Origin of the sequence: Rhodococcus sp. OK519, assembly GCF_003051005.1 — a bacterium.
Taxonomy (GTDB): domain Bacteria; phylum Actinomycetota; class Actinomycetes; order Mycobacteriales; family Mycobacteriaceae; genus Prescottella.
Map to the genome: position 1 here is coordinate 578,145 of NZ_QAOW01000001.1, position 19,047 is coordinate 597,191.

At 68.4% G+C, this 19,047-nt stretch carries 17 protein-coding genes and 1 riboswitch; of the genes, 11 read left to right on the forward strand and 6 right to left on the reverse strand.

Going from position 1 to position 19,047, the window contains the following annotated elements:
* The first annotated feature begins 27 nt into the window (after positions 1-27).
* From C8K36_RS02760 to C8K36_RS02785, 6 genes are all read left to right on the forward strand, one after another.
* The gene (locus C8K36_RS02760) at positions 28-3,306 is read left to right on the forward strand and encodes an error-prone DNA polymerase (RefSeq protein ID WP_107982893.1); all 3,279 of its coding nucleotides are present in this window, start codon (positions 28-30) and stop codon (positions 3,304-3,306) included.
* A gap of 74 nt (positions 3,307-3,380) precedes the next feature.
* Positions 3,381-5,039, forward strand: coding sequence for an FAD-dependent oxidoreductase (locus C8K36_RS02765; RefSeq protein ID WP_219909990.1), 1,659 nt, complete (start codon positions 3,381-3,383; stop codon positions 5,037-5,039).
* A 25-nt stretch (positions 5,040-5,064) separates the two neighbouring features.
* Positions 5,065-5,373: a rhodanese-like domain-containing protein gene (locus C8K36_RS02770; RefSeq protein ID WP_107982895.1), complete on the forward strand. Its 309-nt coding sequence runs from the start codon at positions 5,065-5,067 to the stop codon at positions 5,371-5,373.
* A gap of 193 nt (positions 5,374-5,566) precedes the next feature.
* The gene (locus tag C8K36_RS02775) at positions 5,567-7,732 is read left to right on the forward strand and encodes an MMPL family transporter (protein ID WP_107982896.1); all 2,166 of its coding nucleotides are present in this window, start codon (positions 5,567-5,569) and stop codon (positions 7,730-7,732) included.
* A 92-nt stretch (positions 7,733-7,824) separates the two neighbouring features.
* Positions 7,825-8,091 (forward strand): metal-sensitive transcriptional regulator, encoded by a 267-nt coding sequence (locus tag C8K36_RS02780; RefSeq protein WP_107982897.1) that lies wholly within the window; start codon positions 7,825-7,827, stop codon positions 8,089-8,091.
* A gap of 51 nt (positions 8,092-8,142) precedes the next feature.
* Positions 8,143-8,529 (forward strand): DUF302 domain-containing protein, encoded by a 387-nt coding sequence (locus tag C8K36_RS02785; protein ID WP_181319333.1) that lies wholly within the window; start codon positions 8,143-8,145, stop codon positions 8,527-8,529.
* Between the two features lie 26 nt (positions 8,530-8,555).
* Here the strand turns inward: C8K36_RS02785 and C8K36_RS02790 are convergent, their stop codons facing one another.
* Positions 8,556-9,620 carry a TDT family transporter gene (locus C8K36_RS02790; protein WP_107982899.1) on the reverse strand — a complete coding sequence of 355 codons (1,065 nt, stop codon included), beginning with the start codon at positions 9,618-9,620 and terminating at the stop codon, positions 8,556-8,558.
* A 91-nt stretch (positions 9,621-9,711) separates the two neighbouring features.
* Here C8K36_RS02790 and C8K36_RS02795 point away from each other — a divergent pair, with 91 nt between their 5' ends.
* On the forward strand, positions 9,712-10,605 hold the full coding sequence (locus C8K36_RS02795) for a LysR family transcriptional regulator (RefSeq protein ID WP_107982900.1): 894 nt from the start codon (positions 9,712-9,714) through the stop codon (positions 10,603-10,605).
* Positions 10,606-10,630: 25 nt separating this feature from the next.
* Here C8K36_RS02795 and C8K36_RS02800 read toward each other — a convergent pair whose 3' ends face one another.
* On the reverse strand, positions 10,631-11,653 hold the full coding sequence (locus C8K36_RS02800) for an alpha/beta hydrolase (protein ID WP_107982901.1): 1,023 nt from the start codon (positions 11,651-11,653) through the stop codon (positions 10,631-10,633).
* A 158-nt stretch (positions 11,654-11,811) separates the two neighbouring features.
* A complete protein-coding gene (locus C8K36_RS02805; protein ID WP_107983713.1) occupies positions 11,812-12,276 on the reverse strand; it encodes a tRNA (cytidine(34)-2'-O)-methyltransferase in 465 nt (154 codons plus the stop codon).
* Between the two features lie 79 nt (positions 12,277-12,355).
* Between C8K36_RS02805 and C8K36_RS02810 the strand changes: the two genes are divergently transcribed.
* Complete coding sequence (locus C8K36_RS02810) at positions 12,356-12,973, forward strand: pentapeptide repeat-containing protein (RefSeq protein WP_107982902.1); 618 nt, start codon at positions 12,356-12,358, stop codon at positions 12,971-12,973.
* 9 nt (positions 12,974-12,982) lie between these two features.
* Here C8K36_RS02810 and C8K36_RS02815 read toward each other — a convergent pair whose 3' ends face one another.
* The gene (locus C8K36_RS02815) at positions 12,983-13,489 is read right to left on the reverse strand and encodes a GNAT family N-acetyltransferase (protein ID WP_107982903.1); all 507 of its coding nucleotides are present in this window, start codon (positions 13,487-13,489) and stop codon (positions 12,983-12,985) included.
* A gap of 31 nt (positions 13,490-13,520) precedes the next feature.
* On the opposite strand from C8K36_RS02815, the gene C8K36_RS02820 reads away from it, so the two are divergent.
* Positions 13,521-14,381 carry a bifunctional methylenetetrahydrofolate dehydrogenase/methenyltetrahydrofolate cyclohydrolase gene (locus C8K36_RS02820; protein ID WP_181319335.1) on the forward strand — a complete coding sequence of 287 codons (861 nt, stop codon included), beginning with the start codon at positions 13,521-13,523 and terminating at the stop codon, positions 14,379-14,381.
* Between the two features lie 9 nt (positions 14,382-14,390).
* Positions 14,391-14,666, forward strand: coding sequence for a DUF3017 domain-containing protein (locus tag C8K36_RS02825; protein ID WP_107982905.1), 276 nt, complete (start codon positions 14,391-14,393; stop codon positions 14,664-14,666).
* A 76-nt stretch (positions 14,667-14,742) separates the two neighbouring features.
* On the opposite strand, the gene metX is transcribed toward C8K36_RS02825, so the two are convergent.
* Positions 14,743-15,888: a homoserine O-acetyltransferase MetX gene (gene metX / locus C8K36_RS02830; RefSeq protein ID WP_181319336.1), complete on the reverse strand. Its 1,146-nt coding sequence runs from the start codon at positions 15,886-15,888 to the stop codon at positions 14,743-14,745.
* Positions 15,885-17,189 carry a bifunctional o-acetylhomoserine/o-acetylserine sulfhydrylase gene (locus C8K36_RS02835; protein WP_107982906.1) on the reverse strand — a complete coding sequence of 435 codons (1,305 nt, stop codon included), beginning with the start codon at positions 17,187-17,189 and terminating at the stop codon, positions 15,885-15,887. The genes metX and C8K36_RS02835 overlap by 4 nt, the downstream gene beginning before the upstream one ends.
* A gap of 144 nt (positions 17,190-17,333) precedes the next feature.
* Positions 17,334-17,449, reverse strand: a riboswitch (SAM riboswitch).
* 303 nt (positions 17,450-17,752) lie between these two features.
* Between C8K36_RS02835 and C8K36_RS02840 the strand changes: the two genes are divergently transcribed.
* Positions 17,753-18,970: an NADP-dependent isocitrate dehydrogenase gene (locus C8K36_RS02840; protein ID WP_107982907.1), complete on the forward strand. Its 1,218-nt coding sequence runs from the start codon at positions 17,753-17,755 to the stop codon at positions 18,968-18,970.
* Positions 18,971-19,047 lie beyond the last annotated feature (77 nt).

The window sequence follows — 19,047 nt, forward strand, 5'->3', positions numbered from 1 at the left end:
TGTGTCCTGCGGGAAGGTGACAGCTGAATGGGTTGGGGAAACGGTCCGCCGACGTGGGCGGAGATGGAACGGGTGCTGTCGGGGCGGCCGCGCCACGAGTCGCAGTTCCCGGGCGACGGCAGCGACAGTCCGGCGTGGTCCCGCAAGCGCGGCGAGTATCGCGGTGAGACGTCGCGGCCAGTCGGCGCCACCGTGCCCTACGCCGAACTGCACACCCACTCCGCATTCAGCTTCCTCGACGGCGCCAGCCCGCCCGAGGAGCTCGTGGAGGAGGCGGTGCGCCTCGGCCTGGACGCCATCGCCCTCACTGACCACGACGGGATGTACGGCGTGGTCCGGTTCGCGGAGGCGGCCAAGGAACTGGGCATGCGGACGGTCTTCGGGGCCGAACTGTCCCTGGATGCCACCCCGCGCACCGGCACCCCCGACCCGGACGGCACGCACCTGCTGGTGCTGGCCCGCGGACAGGAGGGATACAGGCGGTTGTCGCGGCAGATCGCGGCCGCGCACCTGGCCGGCGGGGAGAAGGGCAAGCTCCGCTACGACTACGACGCGCTCACCGAGGCGGCCGGCGGACACTGGCAGATCCTCACCGGTTGCAGGAAGGGGCACGTGCGCAGCGCGCTCGCCGCGGGCGGACCCGACGCCGCGGAGACAGCGCTGGCCGATCTCGTCGACCGGTTCGGCGTCGACCGGGTCACCGTCGAGCTCACCCACCGCGGACTGCCCGAGGACGACGAGGTCAACGCGCAGCTCGCGGAAATCGCGGCGCGACAGTCGCTTTCCGTGATCGCCTCCACTGCCGCGCACTTCGCGGGCCCGTCCCGGCGCCGGCTCGCGATGGCGATGGCCGCGGTGCGGGCCCGCCAGAGCCTCGACGAGGCCGCGGGCTGGCTCGCGCCCACCGGGGGCGCGCACCTGCGGTCCGGGGCCGAGATGGCGCGGCTGTTCGCGCGCTACCCCCGGGCCGTCGCGGGGGCTGCCGAGTTGGGGCTCGAGTGCGCGTTCGACCTGCGGCTCATCGCGCCGAAACTGCCGCCGTTCGACGTCCCGGACGGGCACACCGAGGCGAGTTGGCTACGCGAGCTGACCATGCAGGGCGCACGGCGGCGCTACGGTCCGCCGTCGTCGGACCCGGCGGCGTACGCGCAGATCGAACACGAACTCGGGATCATCGAGCGGCTCACCTTCCCGGGCTACTTCCTCGTGGTCCACGACATCGTCTCGTTCTGCAGGGAGAACGACATCCTCTGTCAGGGAAGAGGGTCGGCCGCCAACTCGGCGGTCTGCTACGCGATCGGCATCACCAACGTCGACCCCGTGCGCAATCAGTTGCTGTTCGAGCGGTTTCTCTCACCCGCGCGCGACGGTCCGCCCGACATCGACGTCGACATCGAATCCGACCGCCGCGAGGAGGCCATCCAGCACGTCTACGCCAAGTACGGTCGCGAGTACGCCGCGCAGGTCGCCAACGTCATCACCTACCGCGGCAAGTCGTCGGTGCGGGACATGGCGCGGGCGCTCGGCTTCTCGCAGGGACAGCAGGATGCGTGGAGCAAACAGGTCAGCCGCTGGAGCGGCGTCGGTCAGGAGACCGACACCGACATCCCGCCGGCGGTGCTGGAACTGGCCGCGCAGATCGAGGGCTTCCCCCGGCACCTCGGCATCCACTCCGGCGGCATGGTGATCTGCGACCGGCCCATCGCCGACGTGTGCCCGGTCGAGTGGGCGCGCATGGAGGATCGCAGCGTTCTGCAGTGGGACAAGGACGACTGCGCCGCAGTGGGATTGGTGAAGTTCGACCTGCTGGGCCTCGGCATGCTCTCGGCCCTGCACTACATGATCGACCTGGTCGCCGAGCACAAGGGACTCGAGGTGGACCTGGCGAGACTCGATCTGTCCGAGCAGGCGGTCTACGAGATGCTGCAGCGGGCAGACTCGGTGGGCGTGTTCCAGGTGGAGTCGCGCGCGCAGATGGCGACGCTGCCGCGGCTGAAGCCCCGCAACTTCTACGACCTCGTCGTCGAGGTCGCGCTCATCCGGCCCGGGCCGATCCAGGGCGGTTCGGTGCACCCCTACATCCGTCGCCGCAACGGCCGCGAACCCGTCGTCTACGACCATCCGTGCCTCGAGAAGGCGCTCAGTCGCACGCTGGGGGTGCCGCTGTTCCAGGAGCAACTCATGCAGATGGCGGTCGATGCCGCCGGATTCACCGCCGTGGAGGCCGACCAGTTGCGGCGCGCGATGGGCTCCAAGCGGTCGCCCGAGAAGATGGAGCGGCTGCGCGGACGACTCTACGACGGCATGCGGGAGTTGCACGGCATCACCGGCGACGTGGCCGACCGCATCTACGAGAAGCTGTACGCATTCGCGAACTTCGGTTTCCCCGAAAGTCATTCGCAGAGTTTCGCGTCGCTCGTCTTCTATTCGTCGTGGTTCAAACTGCATCATCCGGCGGCCTTCTGCGCGGGACTGCTGCGGGCCCAGCCGATGGGCTTCTATTCGCCGCAGTCGCTGGTCGCCGACGCCCGACGGCACGGCGTGCGGGTGCACGGGGCGGATGTGAACGCGAGCCTCGCGCACGCGACGCTGGAAGCGGGCGGCACCGAGGTCCGGTTGGGGCTGGGGGAGGTGCGCGGCATCGGCGCCCCGCTCGCCGAACGCATCGCCGCGGCCCGAGCGGAGGACGGGCAGTTCACGTCGATCCTGGACCTGACCGGACGGATCGAGTTGACCACCGCGCAGGTCGAATCCCTCGCGACCGCCGGTGCTCTCGGCTGTTTCGGTCACTCCCGGCGCGAGGCGTTGTGGGCGGCCGGCGCAGCGGCGGGGGAACGCCCGGACCGGCTGCCGGGGATGGGGGCATCCACTCGGGCGCCCGCGCTGCCCGGCATGAGCGACCTCGAACTCGCTGCCGCCGACGTGTGGGCCACCGGGGTCTCGCCGGACAGCTATCCGACGGAGTTCCTGCGCCCGCAACTCGATGCGCTGGGAGTGCTCCCGGCGTCGCGACTGCTGGACGTCCCGGACGGGGACCGAGTGCTGGTCGGAGGAGCGGTGACGCACCGGCAGCGGCCGGCGACTGCGGCCGGGGTGACCTTCGTCAACCTCGAGGACGAAACCGGAATGGTCAACGTCGTGTGCTCGGTTGGACTGTGGGCGAAATATCGCAAGCTCGCGACCAGCGCACCGGCGCTGCTGGTGCGCGGGCGGGTGCAGAACGCGGAGGGTGCGGTGACGATCGTCGCGGACCATCTCCAGCTCATGGACCTGCGGATGTCGAGCAGATCGCGGGACTTCCGCTGAGAGCAGCCTCACAGCGCGAGGCGTCCGATCGGATACCCCCTGGGGTATAGTTGATCGCAACATCGAGGAGGTAGATCGTGAAGGTTGTCATCGTCGGGGGTGTCGCCGGCGGAATGTCTGCGGCCACTCGCATGCGTCGGCTGGACGAGTCGGCGGAGATCGTCGTCTTCGAGCGCGGTGCGCACGTGTCGTTCGCGAACTGCGGCCTGCCGTACTACGCCGGTGGCGTCATCGAGGACCGTGACGAGCTACTGCTGCAGACGCCGGAGAGTCTCGGCGCCCGCTTCCGTCTCGACGTCCGTGTTCGCAGCGAGGTCGTCGCGATCGACGCGGACGCCCGCACCGTCACGGTTCGCAACCTCGAATCGGGGGACACCTACGTCGAGAGCTACGACGAACTGGTCCTGAGCACCGGCGCCAGCCCCATCGTGCCGCCGTTGCCCGGCGTCGAACGCGCCCTGATCCTGCGTGATGTCGAGGACGTCGACCGGCTGGTGGCGCAGATCGAGTCAGCGCAGACGTCCGGGGCGCCCAGCGCTGTCATCGTCGGCGCCGGATTCATCGGCGTCGAACTGGCCGAGAACCTGCGTCACCGCAATCTCGACGTCACAGTCGTCGAGCTTGCCGATCAGGTGCTGGCCCCGCTCGACCCGGAGATGGCGGCTCCCGTCGCCGATCGCATGCGCGAGAACGGGGTGCGCCTCGAACTCGGCACCCAGCTCACCTCGATCGGTGCGACCACCGCCGAACTGGCGGATGGGCGCACCGTCCCCGCCGACGTCGTCGTCATGGCGATCGGCGTCCGGCCCGAGACCGCGCTCGCCACGATGGCCGGGCTGACGGTCGGGGAGCGAGGCGGCGTCGTGGTCGACGACCAGATGCGCACCTCCGTCCCGCACATCTTCGCGGTCGGCGACGCCGTCGAGAAGCGTGACGCGGTCGGCGGTGGCGTCGCGATGATCCCGCTCGCCAACCCGGCGAACCGGCAGGGTCGTCTCGTTGCCGACGTCATCGCCGGACGTCCGGTGCGTGCGACGGCGTCGTCGGGCACCGCGGTCGTCGGGGTGTTCGGACTGATCGTCACGGCCACCGGCTGGAACGAGAAGCGACTGCGCGCCGCGGGCCGTCCCTACCGGGCGATTCACACGCATCCGCAGTCGCACGCCGGGTACTACCCGGGCGCCCAGCAGATGGCGATCAAGCTGCTCGTCGATCCCGAGTCCGACGCCATCCTCGGCGCCCAGGCCGTCGGCGGCGAGGGCGTGGACAAGCGCATCGACATCATCGCCACAGCGATGGCCGGTGGGCTCACCGCGTCGGACCTGGCCGACCTCGAACTGGCGTACGCGCCGCAGTTCGGTTCGGCCAAGGATCCGGTGAACATGCTCGGCTACATCGCCGACAACCTGCGCACCGACTCCACCCGCACGGTCCAGTGGCACGAACTCGATACCCTGGTCGCCGGTGGTGCGTCGCTCGTCGACGTCCGCACCGCCGACGAGTTCGCGGCCGGCGCCATCCCCGGCGCCGTGAACGTCCCGCTCGATGAGCTCAGGGATCGGGTCGGCGAACTGCCGGCCGGTGACCTGATCGTGCACTGCCAGGTGGGCCAGCGCGGCCACACTGCGGCACGCCTGCTCGGACAGTTGGGGCGCCCTGCGGCCAACCTCGACGGCGGCTACAAGACGTGGGATGCGGGTCTGCGCGCGAACGCGCCGGTCGGCGTCTCCTGAACACAGAATCTCCGGAAGGAACCCCATGCGCGAAATTGACGTGACCGAACTCGAAGCGGTGCTCGCCACCGGCGCCCCGCTCGTCGACGTCCGCGAGGCGGACGAGTTCGCCGAGGCGCGGGTGCCCGGCGCGGTCTCGATCCCGCTCAGCGAGTTCGTCGCTCGCGTCGACGAGGTTCCGGCCGACGGCACCGTGTACATGATCTGCGCGGCCGGTGGACGCAGCGCCCAGGCCGCGCAGTACCTCGAGGCCCGTGGCGTCGACGCCGTCAACGTCGCCGGCGGCACCATGGCCTGGCTGCAGTCCGGCCGCGCTGTCGAGTCCGGCAACTAGCTCCACCCGAACCCGGTCGAAACCGAGTGGTTCTCGACCGGGTTCTCTTTTCACTTCCATATACCCCCTCCCGTATTTCCCCTTCGCGCGTTCTGCGCACTTATCGCGCGAATCCCGCCCCGGAAACCGCGACAAGTGCGCAAAACGCGGGGGAGTCGGACCAGAAGAAACACGACTACGAAAGGCATCTCCCATGACCACCACCGGACAGCGGCAGGACTCCCCGCCGCCACCCACCGAGTCCGTCGGCGGACCACTCGCCCGACTCGGTGCCGCGATGGCCGACAACTTCAAATGGGTGATCACCGCGTGGCTCGTGCTCGTCGTCGCCCTCGGTGCCGCGGCACCGTCGGTGTTCAGCTCGCTGGCCGGTGCCGGCTGGCAGGCCAACGGCTCCGAGTCGGTGCAGGTGCGCGAACTCGCGCAGGAGCACTTCGGCGGCAACGCGTCGTCGGCGATCCAGGTCGTCGTCCACTCGGACGACAAGCCACTGGACGACCCGGCCGTGCAGCAGGTGCTCGGCGAGGCGACGTCGGTGCTCACGGCCGACGCCCGCATCGGCGAGGTGATCCCGCCGCAGCCAGGCATGACCATCAGCCCCGACGGGCACACCGGCATCCTCATCGCCGGCGCGAACGCGAACACCGATGACATGGTGCGTGCGGTCGACGATCTCGGCGGTGATCTGACGGCACTCTCGGGTGACGGCATCGACGTCTACCCGACCGGCGCTTCGGCGCTGTGGAGCGACTTCAACAAGGCGAACCACGACGCGATGATCAAGGCCGAGATGATGTCGTGGCCCGTCACGCTCGGCGTCATGGTCCTCGCGTTCGGATCCCTCGTCGCCGCGGGGCTGCCGCTGCTGCTGACCCTCGCCGGTCTGGTCGCGTCCGCAGGCGGTCTGGTGCTGCTCAACGAGATCACTCCGATCTCGGTGTGGGCCATGAATTTCGCGATGATGTTCGCGCTGGCACTCGGTATCGACTACGCGCTGTTCCTCGTCGTCCGCTTCAGGGATGCGCTGCGCAAGACTGCGAATGCGCGCCTCGCGGTCGCCGAGACGATGGACACTGCCGGTAAGGCCGTGCTGCTGTCGGGTCTGACGGTGCTGGTGAGTCTGTCTGCCGTGCTGCTGGTGCCCGCACCCGCAGTCCGGACGATGGCTGTCGGCATCATGCTCGCGGTCGCGTTCGTCCTGGCGGCGACGCTGACACTGTTGCCCGCGGTCCTGGCCAAGCTGGGCCGCAAGGTCAACGCCGGTTCGCTGCCGTACGCCAAGAAGCAGCAGAACGAGACCGACGGCTCGCCGCTGTTCACCAAGTGGGGCAAGCTGCTCGACCGGCACCCGTGGCCGTTCGCGGTCGGTGCCGTCGCGATCCTGATCGGACTCGCGATCCCGGTGCTCGGGCTGAAGGTCGCGATGCCGTCCATCCAGGTGGTGCCCGAGGACGCCGCCGTGCGCCAGGGATACGAACTGGTGCAGGAGCAGATGGGCATCGGCGCACCGGGCGCACTGCAGATCGTCGTCCCGGCCGCCGATGCGCAGGCCGCAGCCGAGGCCGCGGCAACCGTCGACGGTGTGGCCGCGGTGACCCCCGCGATGCCGGCGTCGGACGGCTCGGACCTGGTGATGCTGCAGGCGCTGCCGACGGTCGACCCGTCGGATCCGGCGCTCGGCGGAACGCTCGACACGCTGCGCGGCGAACTGCCCGACAGCGCCCTGATCGGCGGTGCACCGGCGGAGAACCTCGATCTGCAGCAGGCGCTGAACGACTACCTGCCGATCGTGATCGTCGTGATCCTGCTGCTCGGCTTCCTGTTGCTGCTCGTGGCGCTGCAGGCCCCGCTGGTCTCGCTGATCGGCACCGTCGTGAGCCTGCTCTCGACCGCCGCGGCGTTCGGTGCGTCGAAGCTGATCTTCCAGGACGGGCACCTGTCCGACCTGCTCGGCTTCACCCCGCAGGGCTTCCTCGACGGCTGGGGTCCGGTGTTCTTCTTCGCGATGATCTTCGCGATCGCGATGGACTACACCGTGTTCCTGCTCTCGACCGTCAAAGAGCAGTACGAGAAGACCGGTAGTGCGCGCGGCGCCCAGATATCTGGCATGGCGCACTCCGGACGGGTCATCTTCGCGGCCGCGGCCGTCATGGTGGGCGTGTTCTTCAGCTTCGCGCTGGCCGAACCGCTGCCGCCGAAGGAGATGGGCATCCTGCTCGGCATCGCCGTCCTGCTCGACGCCGTCCTGATCCGCCTCGTGCTGCTGCCGGCCCTGCTGCGGTTGACCGGCAACGCGGCCTGGTGGTCGCCGAACTGGCTGCGCAAGGCGCTGCCGAACATCACGTTCTCGCACGGGTGATTCCGGTGCCGGATCCGGCTGATGATCGTGGTCACAGCCGGATCCGGTCGGATACCCCTGCGGGTAATCTGGAAGTAGAACTAGGAGGTCTCATGACCGGAGACGAAGAGAGCATCGCGTTGGTGCTCAACCGACTGCGCCGCGCGCAGGGACAGCTGGCGGGCGTCATCTCGATGATCGAGAGCGGCCGCGACTGCAAGGACGTCGTCACGCAGTTGGCGGCGGTGTCCCGGGCCCTCGACCGGGCCGGTTTCAAGATCGTCGCGACCGGCCTGCGTGAATGCCTGGCCGGGGATGGCACGGCGTCCGAGCCGCTCACCGAGGCCGAGTTGGAGAAGCTGTTCCTGGCGCTTGCCTGAGCGCCGGGCCGAACACCGGTAAACCGAACGGACAACCGTAAGGAGTCACTGATGGAACTGGGAATCTCGACGCGTCTGAACACCGAGTTCGACGACGCCATCGCCAAGACACGGGCCGCCTTGCAGGAGCAGGGTTTCGGTGTCCTCACCGAGATCGACATGCAGGCGACGCTGAAGGCGAAGATCGGCGCCGAGATGGAGCAGTACGTCATCCTCGGTGCCTGCAATCCCCAGCTCGCGCACCGCGCCGTCGGCGTCGACCGGCAGATCGGTCTGCTGCTGCCGTGCAATGTCGTCGTCCGCGCCGACGGTGACGGCGTCGTCGTCGAGGCCATGAACCCGGCGCTCATGGTCGAGGTGACCAAGGAGCCCGGGCTCGAGGCGGTCGCCGCCGAGGCGACTACCCGCCTCCAGGCCGCGATCGACGCCCTGTCCTGAGATTCGCGGGTCCGATCGATTCCGGCTCAGGCCGGAGCAGGCAGCGCCCTGGTACGAACCCGGCGTGCGGTGTGCACCGCGACCACACACCAGGCGACTACCAGGGCGCACAGCAGTCCGGCCGACAGCAGACGCGGAATCTCGAAGTCGCCCGCGACACCGAATGCCCCCATCCCGACCGCGCAGGCGCCGACCGGGAAGGTGAAGCTCCACCAGCTCATGGTGAACGTCAGCCCGCTGCGGAACGCGCGCACCGTGACGACACCGACCGCGGTGAGGGCGACGATCATGATCGTTCCCATGAACAGTCCGTAGCCCAGGCCGAACACGTGCAGGGTGTGCGCGACGCCGCCGCCGACGGCGTGCTGCGCCGCGGTGCCGAGCAGGTTCGCTGCCGCGACGGACTGACCCACGATGCCGAGCGGAATCCACATCGTCGGCAGAGCCTGCAGCGGCGGCAGCCCGCTCTCGCTGATCTCCCGCGTGACCATCGCGACGATGAACAGCGCGAACACCAGTGCGAGCGTGAACAGCGCATAGCAGCCGGTCAGCATCGCGACCCGCGGCCAACCCTCGGGCAGATGGTTCACCAGCGCGGCACCGGTCGCGGCCGACACCATCGGCGGGACCACCGGCATCAGCCAGGCAGGGGTCGGGTTGCCGCGATCGGCGACGGCACGCAGTCGCATCCCCATCACCGCTGCGGTCAGCAGGCCGGCGGCGGTGCCGATCGCCCACAGGGCTCCCGCGATCCCGAACGCGAGACTCGGTGCGATGACGGTCGAGCCCACCGCGGCGGTGCCGGCGCCGACGGTGAGCACCGCCATCGGCAGCGCTCCGTAGAACGGGAACATCGTGACGCTGCGCGCGTACCCGCGGGCGTGCTCGGTGTGCCGGATCCAGTGGACGGCGAACGCGGCCACGAGCACCGCGAGCAGGGCCACCGCGAGAATCCAGAACGTGAGCGCGATTCCGCGTCGCCCCGGCAGATTCACCGGAAGCGACGACGTGGCGACGGCGATGATGCCGGTACCCATCACGACGGCGAACCAGTTGGGTGTGAGGTGGGCGAGACGTGGAGCGGTAAGCATGAATACAACTCTTGTATTTTTACGTCTTTCCCGGTAGGAGTCTTGGCCTGGATGGGGTACAAACACCGTTTGTGGGTCTAGCCTTGGTGGTATGCCGCTTTCGAACCGCGTACCCGAACTCGCCGCGCTGGATGTGCTGGTCGCAGTGGGCAGGCTCGGCAGCATGGGGGCGGCGGGACGCGAGCACGGACTGAGTCAGCAGGCCGTCAGCGCTCGGGTGCGATCCGCCGAACGGCAGCTCGGGATCCGGGTGTTCGATCGCGGTGCGGGCGGTGTCCAGCCCACCTCCGAGGGGGCACTGATTCTGGAGTGGGCGTCGGCGATCCTCGACTCCGCCGAGGAACTGGCGTCCGGGGTGGCCGCCCTGCGCGGCGAGCGGGACGCCAATCTCACCGTGGCCGCGAGCATGACGATCGCCGAATACCTCGTTCCGGGCTGGACGGTCGCGATGCGCCGCAAACACCCCACCGTCGTCACATCGGTGCGACTGCTGAACTCCACCGACGTCGCCGCCCAGGTGCGGGCCGGTGAGGCCGATCTCGGATTCGTCGAAGGGCCGGTCGCCCCGGACGGTCTCCGATCCGTCGAAGTCGCCCACGACGAACTGGTCGTGATCGTCCCGCCCGGGCACAAGTGGATCGCGCGGGCGCCCATCGACACCGGCGAACTCGCGGCGACGCCGCTGATCCAGCGGGAGCCCGGATCCGGCACCCGCACCACCCTCGAACATGCGGTGCCCGGCTGCGTGGAACCGCTGCTCGAGCTCACGTCGTGCACCGCGGTCAAGGCCGCCGTCGTCGCCGGAAACGCGCCGGCGGTCGTCTCGTCACTCGCGGTCGAGGCCGATCTGCACGACGGACGGCTGGCATCCGTTCAGGTCGACGGCCTGCACATGCCGCGACGACTCCTCGCGGTGTGGGACGGATCCCGCGGACTGCGCGGCGCCGCACGCGACTTCCTCGACATCGCGCGCGGCGGCTGCTGAGACCTCCGGAAGGGCCGTCTACGCGTCAGATGCCCATCGAGCGCGCCAGAAGCGGCCACGACTGGTGCAGGTCTTCCTGCCAGTAGCCCCACGAGTGGGTGCCGGTGGGGTTGAAGTCGAAAGTCGCCGGGATGTTCAGCGTGCGAAGGCGATTCGCGAGGTTCCGGGTGCACACGTTGGTGGCGGCCTCGATCAGGCCACCGACGACGACCTGACGGCCGAACGCGATCAGGTCGCCGTCGACGCCCGGTGCGCCCATGTGGTCGAACTGCCCCGGCAGGCCGGAACCGGAGGAGATGAACAACTCGGTGCCCCGCAGCTTCTCCGCGTTGCGCACCGGGTCGTTGGCGTGTCGCGCCGGGCTTCCGGGCGGGCCCCACATGTTCACGGGGTCGCCACCGGCCGTCGAGCTGACTACCAGGTCGACGAACGCCGATCCCATCGGCGTGCTCGTCTCGGCGCAGCCGCTGTACGACCCGACAGCCTTGTACAGGCCGGGGGCGGCGATCGCGAGGTTCAGGACGGAAGTCGCGGTCATCGAGATCGCGGCAATCGAGTTGCTGCCGTTGCCGCCGAACTCGGCGTCGATGATCGGCGGGAGTTCGCGCGTGAGGAACGTCTGCCACTTGTTGCGTCCCAGAACCGGGTCGTCGCGCTCCCAGTCGGTGTAGTAGCTGGCGGTGCCCCCCATCGGCGTCACGACGTTGACCTGCTTGTCGGCGAAGAACTCGGTGACATCCGTGTTCGCCTGCCACGTCGCATTCGTCTCGCCGCCGCCCGCACCGTTGAGCAGGTAGAGCGTCGGACGCGGACGTGACGTGTCGGCAGGCAGCAGGATCCGGATCGGGACGATGCGGTCCATCGACGCCGAATAGACCTGAGCGGTGACCGCCCGCGAACCGGAGTCGTCCACGCGGTCGACGTGCGACGCCGGCCGGGCGGACGCGACGGCGGTGTCGGTCACGAGGGGAGCGGTCAGCAATGCCGTCAGGGACAGTGCCACCGCGGCGCACGCCTTACGTGCGCGGCGAAGTGCTCCAGTTCGCATGAATGGTGGTCCTTCGAGGGTTCCGAGAGTCTGGACCCGACATACCCGAAACGCCCCGTAACATGCATTTCCCCTGATACATCCGGTTTTTCGAGGGCACTGTATCGCGCGTCACTCGATGCGCCTGCACCGGATCTGGTCGAGCGTCCGAACAATCCTCAGATGCCGCCGGCGAAGCCGTGCTGACGCCACGCCTCGTACGTGACGACCGCGGCGGCATTCGACAGATTCAGAGACCGGCGACCCGGGACCATGGGGATCCGCACGTGCTCCGTGACGTGCGGATCCGCCAGCACCTCCGGCGACAGGCCGGTGGGCTCGGGGCCGAAGAGCAGGACGTCACCGGCCTGGTAGGCGACGTCCGCGTACGACGTCGATGCGTGTGCGGTGAACGCGAACACCCGATCGGGATTCAGCGCCGCCCACGCGGCCTCGAGATTCTCGTGCACCGTGACCGACGCGAGGTCGTGGTAGTCGAGACCCGCCCGCTTCAGCTTCGGTTCGGACAGGTCGAACCCGAGCGGGCCGACGAGATGCAGTTCGCAGCCAGTGCCCGCGACCATGCGGATCGCGTTTCCCGTGTTGGGTGGGATGCGGGGCTCGTGGAACATCACTCGGAACACGACGTTCAGCTTGCCAGGCGTGCCCGGTGCATCGCCGAGCGGATCGCGGCAGTCGAAATTGTCGGTACACGGGGGCAGCATGGGACCCATGACGGGAGAACTCGTGGAGATCGTGGGGGAGGACTTCTCCGACGTCCGCTTGTCGCGGGAGAAGTGGAGTCGGCGGCACTACACCGCGTGCTCGTTCCGGGACGCGGACCTTTCCGAGTTGACCACCGAGTACGCGGTCTTCACCGAATGTGACTTCACCGGTGCCGACCTCACCGACTCGCACCATCACGGCAGCGCCTTCCGGTCGTGCATGTTCGCGCGGACCACGATGTGGCACAGCAGCTTCCGTGGCTGCAGCATGCTCGGCTCCGTCTTCGTCGACTGCCAACTGCGGCCCCTCGTGGTCGAGGAGGTGGACTTCACGCTGGTATCGATGGGCGGTGCCGACCTGCGGGGGCTCGATCTCACGGACTGCCGGTTCCGTGAGGCCAATCTGGTGCAAGCGGATCTCCGGGGCGCCGTGCTGCGCTCGGTGAACTTGTCGGGGGCGCGGGTGGAGGGGATGCGCCTCGAGGGCGCGGATCTGCGTGGCGCGCATGTCGATCCCGGCCTGTGGACCGCCGCGAAGCTCGACAAGACCCAGGTGGAGCTGACTCAGGCGGTCGGGTATGCGGCCGCGCACGGGCTGGTCGTCGAACCGTGGTGAGGCTGCCTGTCAGCGCACCAGATCACGAGCCAGCAGGTCCATCATCAGCCCGTCCCGCCACACCCCATCTGCATCTTTGGAGTACTCGCGCATGACGCCCACCTCCTGGAATCCCACCTTGCGGTAGCACGCGATCGCCCTCGAATTCGCAGCTTCCGGGTCGATGACGATGCGGTGGAAGCCGAGGTTGTCCACCAGGTGAGTGCACAGCGTCCGGACCACCTCTGTCCCCAGCCCCCGCCCGTGCACGGCGTTGTCGAGGAACAGATCCACACCGGCATGCCGGAACTGGGGGTCCGGCTCCTGGTACCACTGCGCGAAACCGACGACGGAACCGTCGAGCAGCACTGCATAGGCGACGGTTCCGGGTTCGGGTGACGGCCAGTCGTCGGCCGGATCGTTCCACCATCGACGCACCGCGGGGGAACGGTGGATCTCGCGTAACCGTGGGTGATGAACTGTCCGGACCGGGGTCAACACGACACGTGGACCACGAAGATCCGGAGCCGATGACATGCAGCGACCCTAGCCTGGAACAATGGTCGCCGTGACTGCAACGATCCTGGATGGCAAAGCAACCCGCGACGAGATTTTCAAGGACCTCGAGGTCAGGGTGGCAGCCCTGAAGGAGAAGGGCATCACGCCCGGACTCGGGACGATTCTGGTGGGTGAGGATCCGGGCTCGGCCGCCTACGTCCGCGGCAAGCACAACGACTGCGCCAAGGTCGGCATCACCTCGATCCGCCGTGACCTGCCGGCCGACATCACCCAGGACGAGCTCGAGGCCACCATCGACGAGCTCAACGCCAACCCCGAGTGCACCGGCTACATCGTCCAGCTCCCGCTGCCCAAGCACCTCGACGAGAATGCCGCCCTCGAGCGCATCGACCCGGAGAAGGACGCCGACGGCCTGCACCCGGTGAACCTCGGCCGACTGGTCCTCGGCAAGGAGGCGCCGCTGCCGTGCACCCCGCGCGGCATCGTGCACCTGCTGCGCCGCTACGAGGTTCCGATCGCCGGCGCCCACGTCGTCGTCGTCGGGCGCGGCGTCACCGTCGGGCGTCCTATCGGTCTGCTGCTCACCCGCCGCACCGAGAACGCGACGGTCACGTTGTGCCACACCGGAACCCGTGACCTCGCCGCGCAGGTGCGTCAGGCCGACATCGTGATCGCCGCGGCCGGAGTGCCGGGCCTCATCACGGCCGACATGGTCAAGCCGGGCGCTGCCGTCCTCGATGTGGGTGTCAGTCGCACCGCCGACGGCCTGCGCGGTGACGTGGCCGACGACGTCCGCGAGGTCGCCGGATTCATTTCCCCGAACCCCGGTGGCGTCGGACCGCTGACCCGCGCATTCCTGCTCAGCAACGTCGTGGAGCGGGCCGAGCTGCTCGCCGGACTGCCCGGCTAGGCAGCGTCCGTGACGCAGTTCGTGCGCAGGAACCTGCCGTTGGTCGTCGTCCTCATCGTGGTGGCGGCGGCCTTCGTGCTGGTGCTCGCCGATCGCTGGCGGCGTGGCGCCCTCGTCCTCGGGGGCGCCATGGTGCTCGCGGCTCTTCTGCGTGCTGTGTTGTCGCCCGACAAGGTCGGGCTGCTGGCCGTGCGCAGCAGGGGATTCGACGTGGGCGCGATGGCGCTCGTCGGCGCGACGATCATCGCGCTGGCAGTGTCGATCGACCCGCTGGGAACCGACTGACCCGCTGGGAACCGACTGACTCGCTGGGAACCGACTCACCCGCTGGGAACGGAGCGAGGCGTGCGGGTGCCCGCGCTCAGCCCCGGCGGGCCTCGCGCGCCAGTTCCATCGTCTCCTTCAGCAGTTCCGCCACGGCGTCCGCTTCGGTGAGGAAGCCGTCGTGGCCGTCCTTCGACGCGAGGACGCGCAACCGGTCGCAACCGCGAAGCCCGTCTGCGAGTTCTTGCTGCTGTCGCAGCGGATAGAGCCGATCGGAGTCGACGCCGCCGACGATGGTCGGAACGTTCGTCGACGCCAGCGCTGCGGCGACACCGCCGCGACCGCGGCCCACATCGTGGCGGTTCATCGCCTCGGTGAGCAGCACGTAGGTGGCGGGGTCGAACCGGGAAACCAGCTTGTCGGCTTGGTGTTCGAGGTAGCTCTGAACCGCGTAACGGCCGCCGGTCCAGGGGTTCTCGTCGGCCTGCGCGTCGTTGGCGAAGCGGGAATCCAGTTCGGACTCGGTGCGATACGTCAGGTGCGCGATCCGGCGGGCGAGGCCCAGCCCGGTACGCGGGATCCGACCGGTGCCGTAGTAGTCGCCGCCCTGCCAGTCCGGGTCGCTCCGGATCGCGGCGATCTGAGTGGTCTGCGTACCGATCTGGTCGGCGGTGGCGCGCGCGCCCACCGCGAGAATGAGAGCCGAGTCGACTCGGTGGGGATGGCCGACGACCCACTCGAGGGTCCGCATGCCACCCATCGACCCACCGACGACCGACGAGAAACGCTCGATGCCGAGCACGTCGGCGAGCGCGACCTCTGCAGCCACCTGATCGCGGATGGAGATCTCGGGGAAACGTGAACCCCACACCGCGCCGTCGGCGGCAATGGAACCGGGGCCCGTCGTGCCACGGCAGCCGCCGAGCACGTTGGTGGCGATGACGCACCACTCGTTCGTGTCGATCGGGGCGCCCGGGCCCACCATGCCGTTCCACCAGCCGGGGGAGGGATGCTCGTCGTCCGACGGTCCCGTGACGTGGGAGTCGCCGGTGAGGGCGTGCTCGATGAGGATCACGTTGTCCCGGTCGGTGGCCGGCTCGCCCCACCGCTGGACCGCGATCGTGACGTCGGGCAGAACCACACCGCTCTCGAGCTCGAGCGAGCCGATGTGGACAAAACACAACTGCCCGTCCGGCGGGGGGAATCCCGCCGGACGGGTGTTGCGGACAGAGCTGACGGTCAAGACGCCGCCGCAGCCGCGAATCCGGCATCGAGATCGGCGAGGATGTCGTCGATGCCCTCGATGCCGACGGCGAGCCGGACCAGACCCGGGGTGACACCCGACGCGAGCTGCTCCGCGGGGGTGAGCTGCGAGTGGGTGGTCGAGGCCGGGTGGATCACCAGCGAGCGCACGTCACCGATGTTGGCGACATGGCTGTGCAGGGAGAGCGCATTGACGAACTTCTTGCCCGCGTCGACGCCGCCGGCCAGTTCGAAGGCGACGATCGCGCCGGTGCCACGCGGGGCCAGCGTCTTACCGCGTTCGTGCCACGGCGACGACGGCAGGCCGGCGTACGAGACCGACGCGACCTCGGGACGCGCGTCGAGGTACTCGGCGACGGCCTTCGCGTTCGCCACGTGCCGTTCCATGCGCAGGCTCAGCGTCTCGAGTCCCTGCGCGATGAGGAACGCGTTGAACGGCGAGACGGCCGCACCCAGATCGCGCAGCAACTGCACGCGGGCCTTGAGCGCGAACGCCGGTGCACCCAGATCGGCGTAGACGACGCCGTGGTAGCTGGGGTCCGCGGTGGTGAAGTTGGCGTGGCGACCCTGCGTCCAGTCGAAGTTGCCACTGTCGACGATCACGCCGGCGACCGCGGTGCCGTGGCCGCCGAGGTACTTGGTGGCCGAGTGGACGACGATGTCCGCGCCGTGCTCGAACGGACGGATCAGGTACGGCGTCGCGACGGTGTTGTCGACGATCAGCGGGATGCCGTTCTCGTGCGCGACCTTCGAGATGCCCGGGATGTCCAGGATGTCGTTGCGCGGGTTCGAGATCGACTCGCCGTAGAACGCCTTGGTGTTCGGTCGGATCGCGGCGCGCCACTGCGCGATGTCGTCCGGATCCTCGACGAACGAAACCTCGATGCCCAGCTTGCGCAGCGAGTAATGGAACAGGTTGTACGTGCCGCCGTACAGGCGCGGGCTCGACACGATGTGGTCGCCGGCCTCGGCGAGGTTGAGGATCGCGAACGTCTCGGCGGCCTGGCCCGAGGCGAGCAGCAGGGCGGCGACGCCACCCTCGAGCGCCGCGATGCGCTGCTCGACGGCGTCCTGCGTCGGGTTCATGATGCGGGTGTAGATGTTGCCGGGCTCGGCCAGTCCGAACAGAGCCGCCGCGTGGTCGGTGCTGTCGAACGTGTACGACGTGGTCTGGTAGATCGGCAGCGCGCGCGCGTTGGTCGCGCCGTCGGGCAGCTGACCCGCGTGAATCTGCTTGGTCTCGAAGCTCCAGTCGGCCTTCGGGTCCGTGATTTCGGTCATGAGTCGTCTACTCCTGGTTCGGGAGATATTCGTCAGGTGAGGTGGCGCAGCGCCGTGCGCGCGCGTGGGGACCGGCTACTCGTGACAACTGCACATGATGAACCTCCGGTGGGGCATGGCCCGGTCAGTGGGTCCGTCCCAGCGGACCCGCGCTTGTCTCCCGGCTCGCGCCGGAAAACCTGGTCATCACCCGGGGCACCCCACCGCGGATGGAGGGTTGCCGGCCAGCGAGCCGGGGCTTGACGCTGACACTCATGACCTGGCCGTGATCTTAGCGCCAGAATCGGGCACACGGGAAGGAGGGGGCGGAACTTTCAGCCCGGGGTGTGGGAAAACGTCCAAAGTTACCGGTAGGTAGGCATGTGGGCGCAGGGGGCGTGGTTGCGCTCCGAAGCAATAGCAGTACGCTCGTCATGTTTGGGTCGTCCCTGCCGAGGGGGATCCCGAACGTCTACGTTTGATAATTGAACCGTTGGCGGGTCCGCTCACAAAGTGGCCCGCGCACCCCCCCAGTACCCAGGGAACGGAACCAGGGACACTTCCTAGGAGGACGCGAAGCCCCCATGTCCAAGATCAAGGTCGAAGGCAAGGTCGTCGAACTCGACGGCGACGAGATGACCCGCATCATCTGGCAGTTCATCAAAGACAAGCTGATCCATCCCTACCTGGATGTCGATCTCGAGTACTACGACCTGGGGATCGAGCATCGCGATGCCACCGACGACCAGGTCACCATCGACGCTGCAGAAGCGATCAAGAAGCACGGCGTGGGCGTCAAGTGCGCCACGATCACCCCGGACGAGGATCGGGTCGAGGAATTCGGCCTGAAGAAGATGTGGCGTTCGCCGAACGGCACCATCCGTAACATCCTGGGTGGCACCATCTTCCGTGCGCCGATCCTGATCTCCAACGTCCCGCGTCTGGTCCCCGGTTGGACCAAGCCGGTGATCGTCGGACGTCACGCATTCGGTGACCAGTACCGCGCCACCGACTTCAAGGCTCCCGGCGCCGGCACCGTCACGATCACGTACACCCCGGACGACGGCTCCGAGCCGATCCAGCACGAGGTGTGCCGTCTGCCCGAGGACGGCGGCGTCGTCATGGGTATGTACAACTACAAGAAGTCCATCCAGGACTTCGCCCGCGCCTCGCTCGCGTACGGCCTGCAGCAGAACTACCCGGTGTACCTCTCCACGAAGAACACCATCCTCAAGGCCTACGACGGCATGTTCAAGGACGAGTTCCAGAACATCTACGAGGCCGAGTTCAAGGCCGAGTTCGACGCTGCGGGTCTGCACTACGAGCACCGCCTCATCGACGACATGGTCGCCTCCTCGCTCAAGTGGGAGGGTGGCTACGTCTGGGCCTGCAAGAACTACGACGGCGACGTCCAGTCCGACACCGTTGCGCAGGGCTACGGCTCGCTGGGTCTCATGACTTCCGTGCTGATGACGCCGGACGGACGCACGGTCGAGGCGGAGGCCGCACACGGCACCGTCACGCGCCACTTCCGCCAGCACCAGCAGGGCAAGCCCACCTCGACGAACCCGATCGCGTCCATCTTCGCGTGGACCCGGGGTCTCGAGCACCGTGGCAAGCTGGACAACACCCCCGAGGTCATCGAGTTCGCGCAGCAGCTCGAGGATGTCGTCATCAAGACCGTCGAGAGCGGCCAGATGACCAAGGACCTCGCACTGTTGGTGGGCCCGGATCAGGCCTGGCAGACCACCGAGGAGTTCCTCGCGACCCTCGACGAGAACCTGCAGAAGGCGCGCGCGTAATCGCGTAACCCTTCACCGAAACGGGACGTTCCCCTCGTGGGAACGTCCCGTTTTCATTTCATCGACAAGCTTTGCTC

Excerpts from the sequence above, each read along its gene's own strand:
- C8K36_RS02760 (WP_107982893.1), top strand. The coding sequence starts at position 28 with ATGGGTTGGGGAAACGGTCCGCCGACGTGGGCGGAGATGGAACGGGTG.
- C8K36_RS02770 (WP_107982895.1), top strand. The coding sequence starts at position 5,065 with ATGCGCGAAATTGACGTGACCGAACTCGAAGCGGTGCTCGCCACCGGC.
- C8K36_RS02775 (WP_107982896.1), top strand. The coding sequence starts at position 5,567 with ATGACCACCACCGGACAGCGGCAGGACTCCCCGCCGCCACCCACCGAG.
- C8K36_RS02780 (WP_107982897.1), top strand. The coding sequence starts at position 7,825 with ATGACCGGAGACGAAGAGAGCATCGCGTTGGTGCTCAACCGACTGCGC.
- C8K36_RS02785 (WP_181319333.1), top strand. The coding sequence starts at position 8,143 with ATGGAACTGGGAATCTCGACGCGTCTGAACACCGAGTTCGACGACGCC.
- C8K36_RS02790 (WP_107982899.1), bottom strand. The coding sequence starts at position 9,620 with ATGCTTACCGCTCCACGTCTCGCCCACCTCACACCCAACTGGTTCGCC.
- C8K36_RS02795 (WP_107982900.1), top strand. The coding sequence starts at position 9,712 with ATGCCGCTTTCGAACCGCGTACCCGAACTCGCCGCGCTGGATGTGCTG.
- C8K36_RS02800 (WP_107982901.1), bottom strand. The coding sequence starts at position 11,653 with ATGCGAACTGGAGCACTTCGCCGCGCACGTAAGGCGTGCGCCGCGGTG.
- C8K36_RS02810 (WP_107982902.1), top strand. The coding sequence starts at position 12,356 with ATGGGACCCATGACGGGAGAACTCGTGGAGATCGTGGGGGAGGACTTC.
- C8K36_RS02815 (WP_107982903.1), bottom strand. The coding sequence starts at position 13,489 with ATGTCATCGGCTCCGGATCTTCGTGGTCCACGTGTCGTGTTGACCCCG.
- C8K36_RS02835 (WP_107982906.1), bottom strand. The coding sequence starts at position 17,189 with ATGACCGAAATCACGGACCCGAAGGCCGACTGGAGCTTCGAGACCAAG.
- C8K36_RS02840 (WP_107982907.1), top strand. The coding sequence starts at position 17,753 with ATGTCCAAGATCAAGGTCGAAGGCAAGGTCGTCGAACTCGACGGCGAC.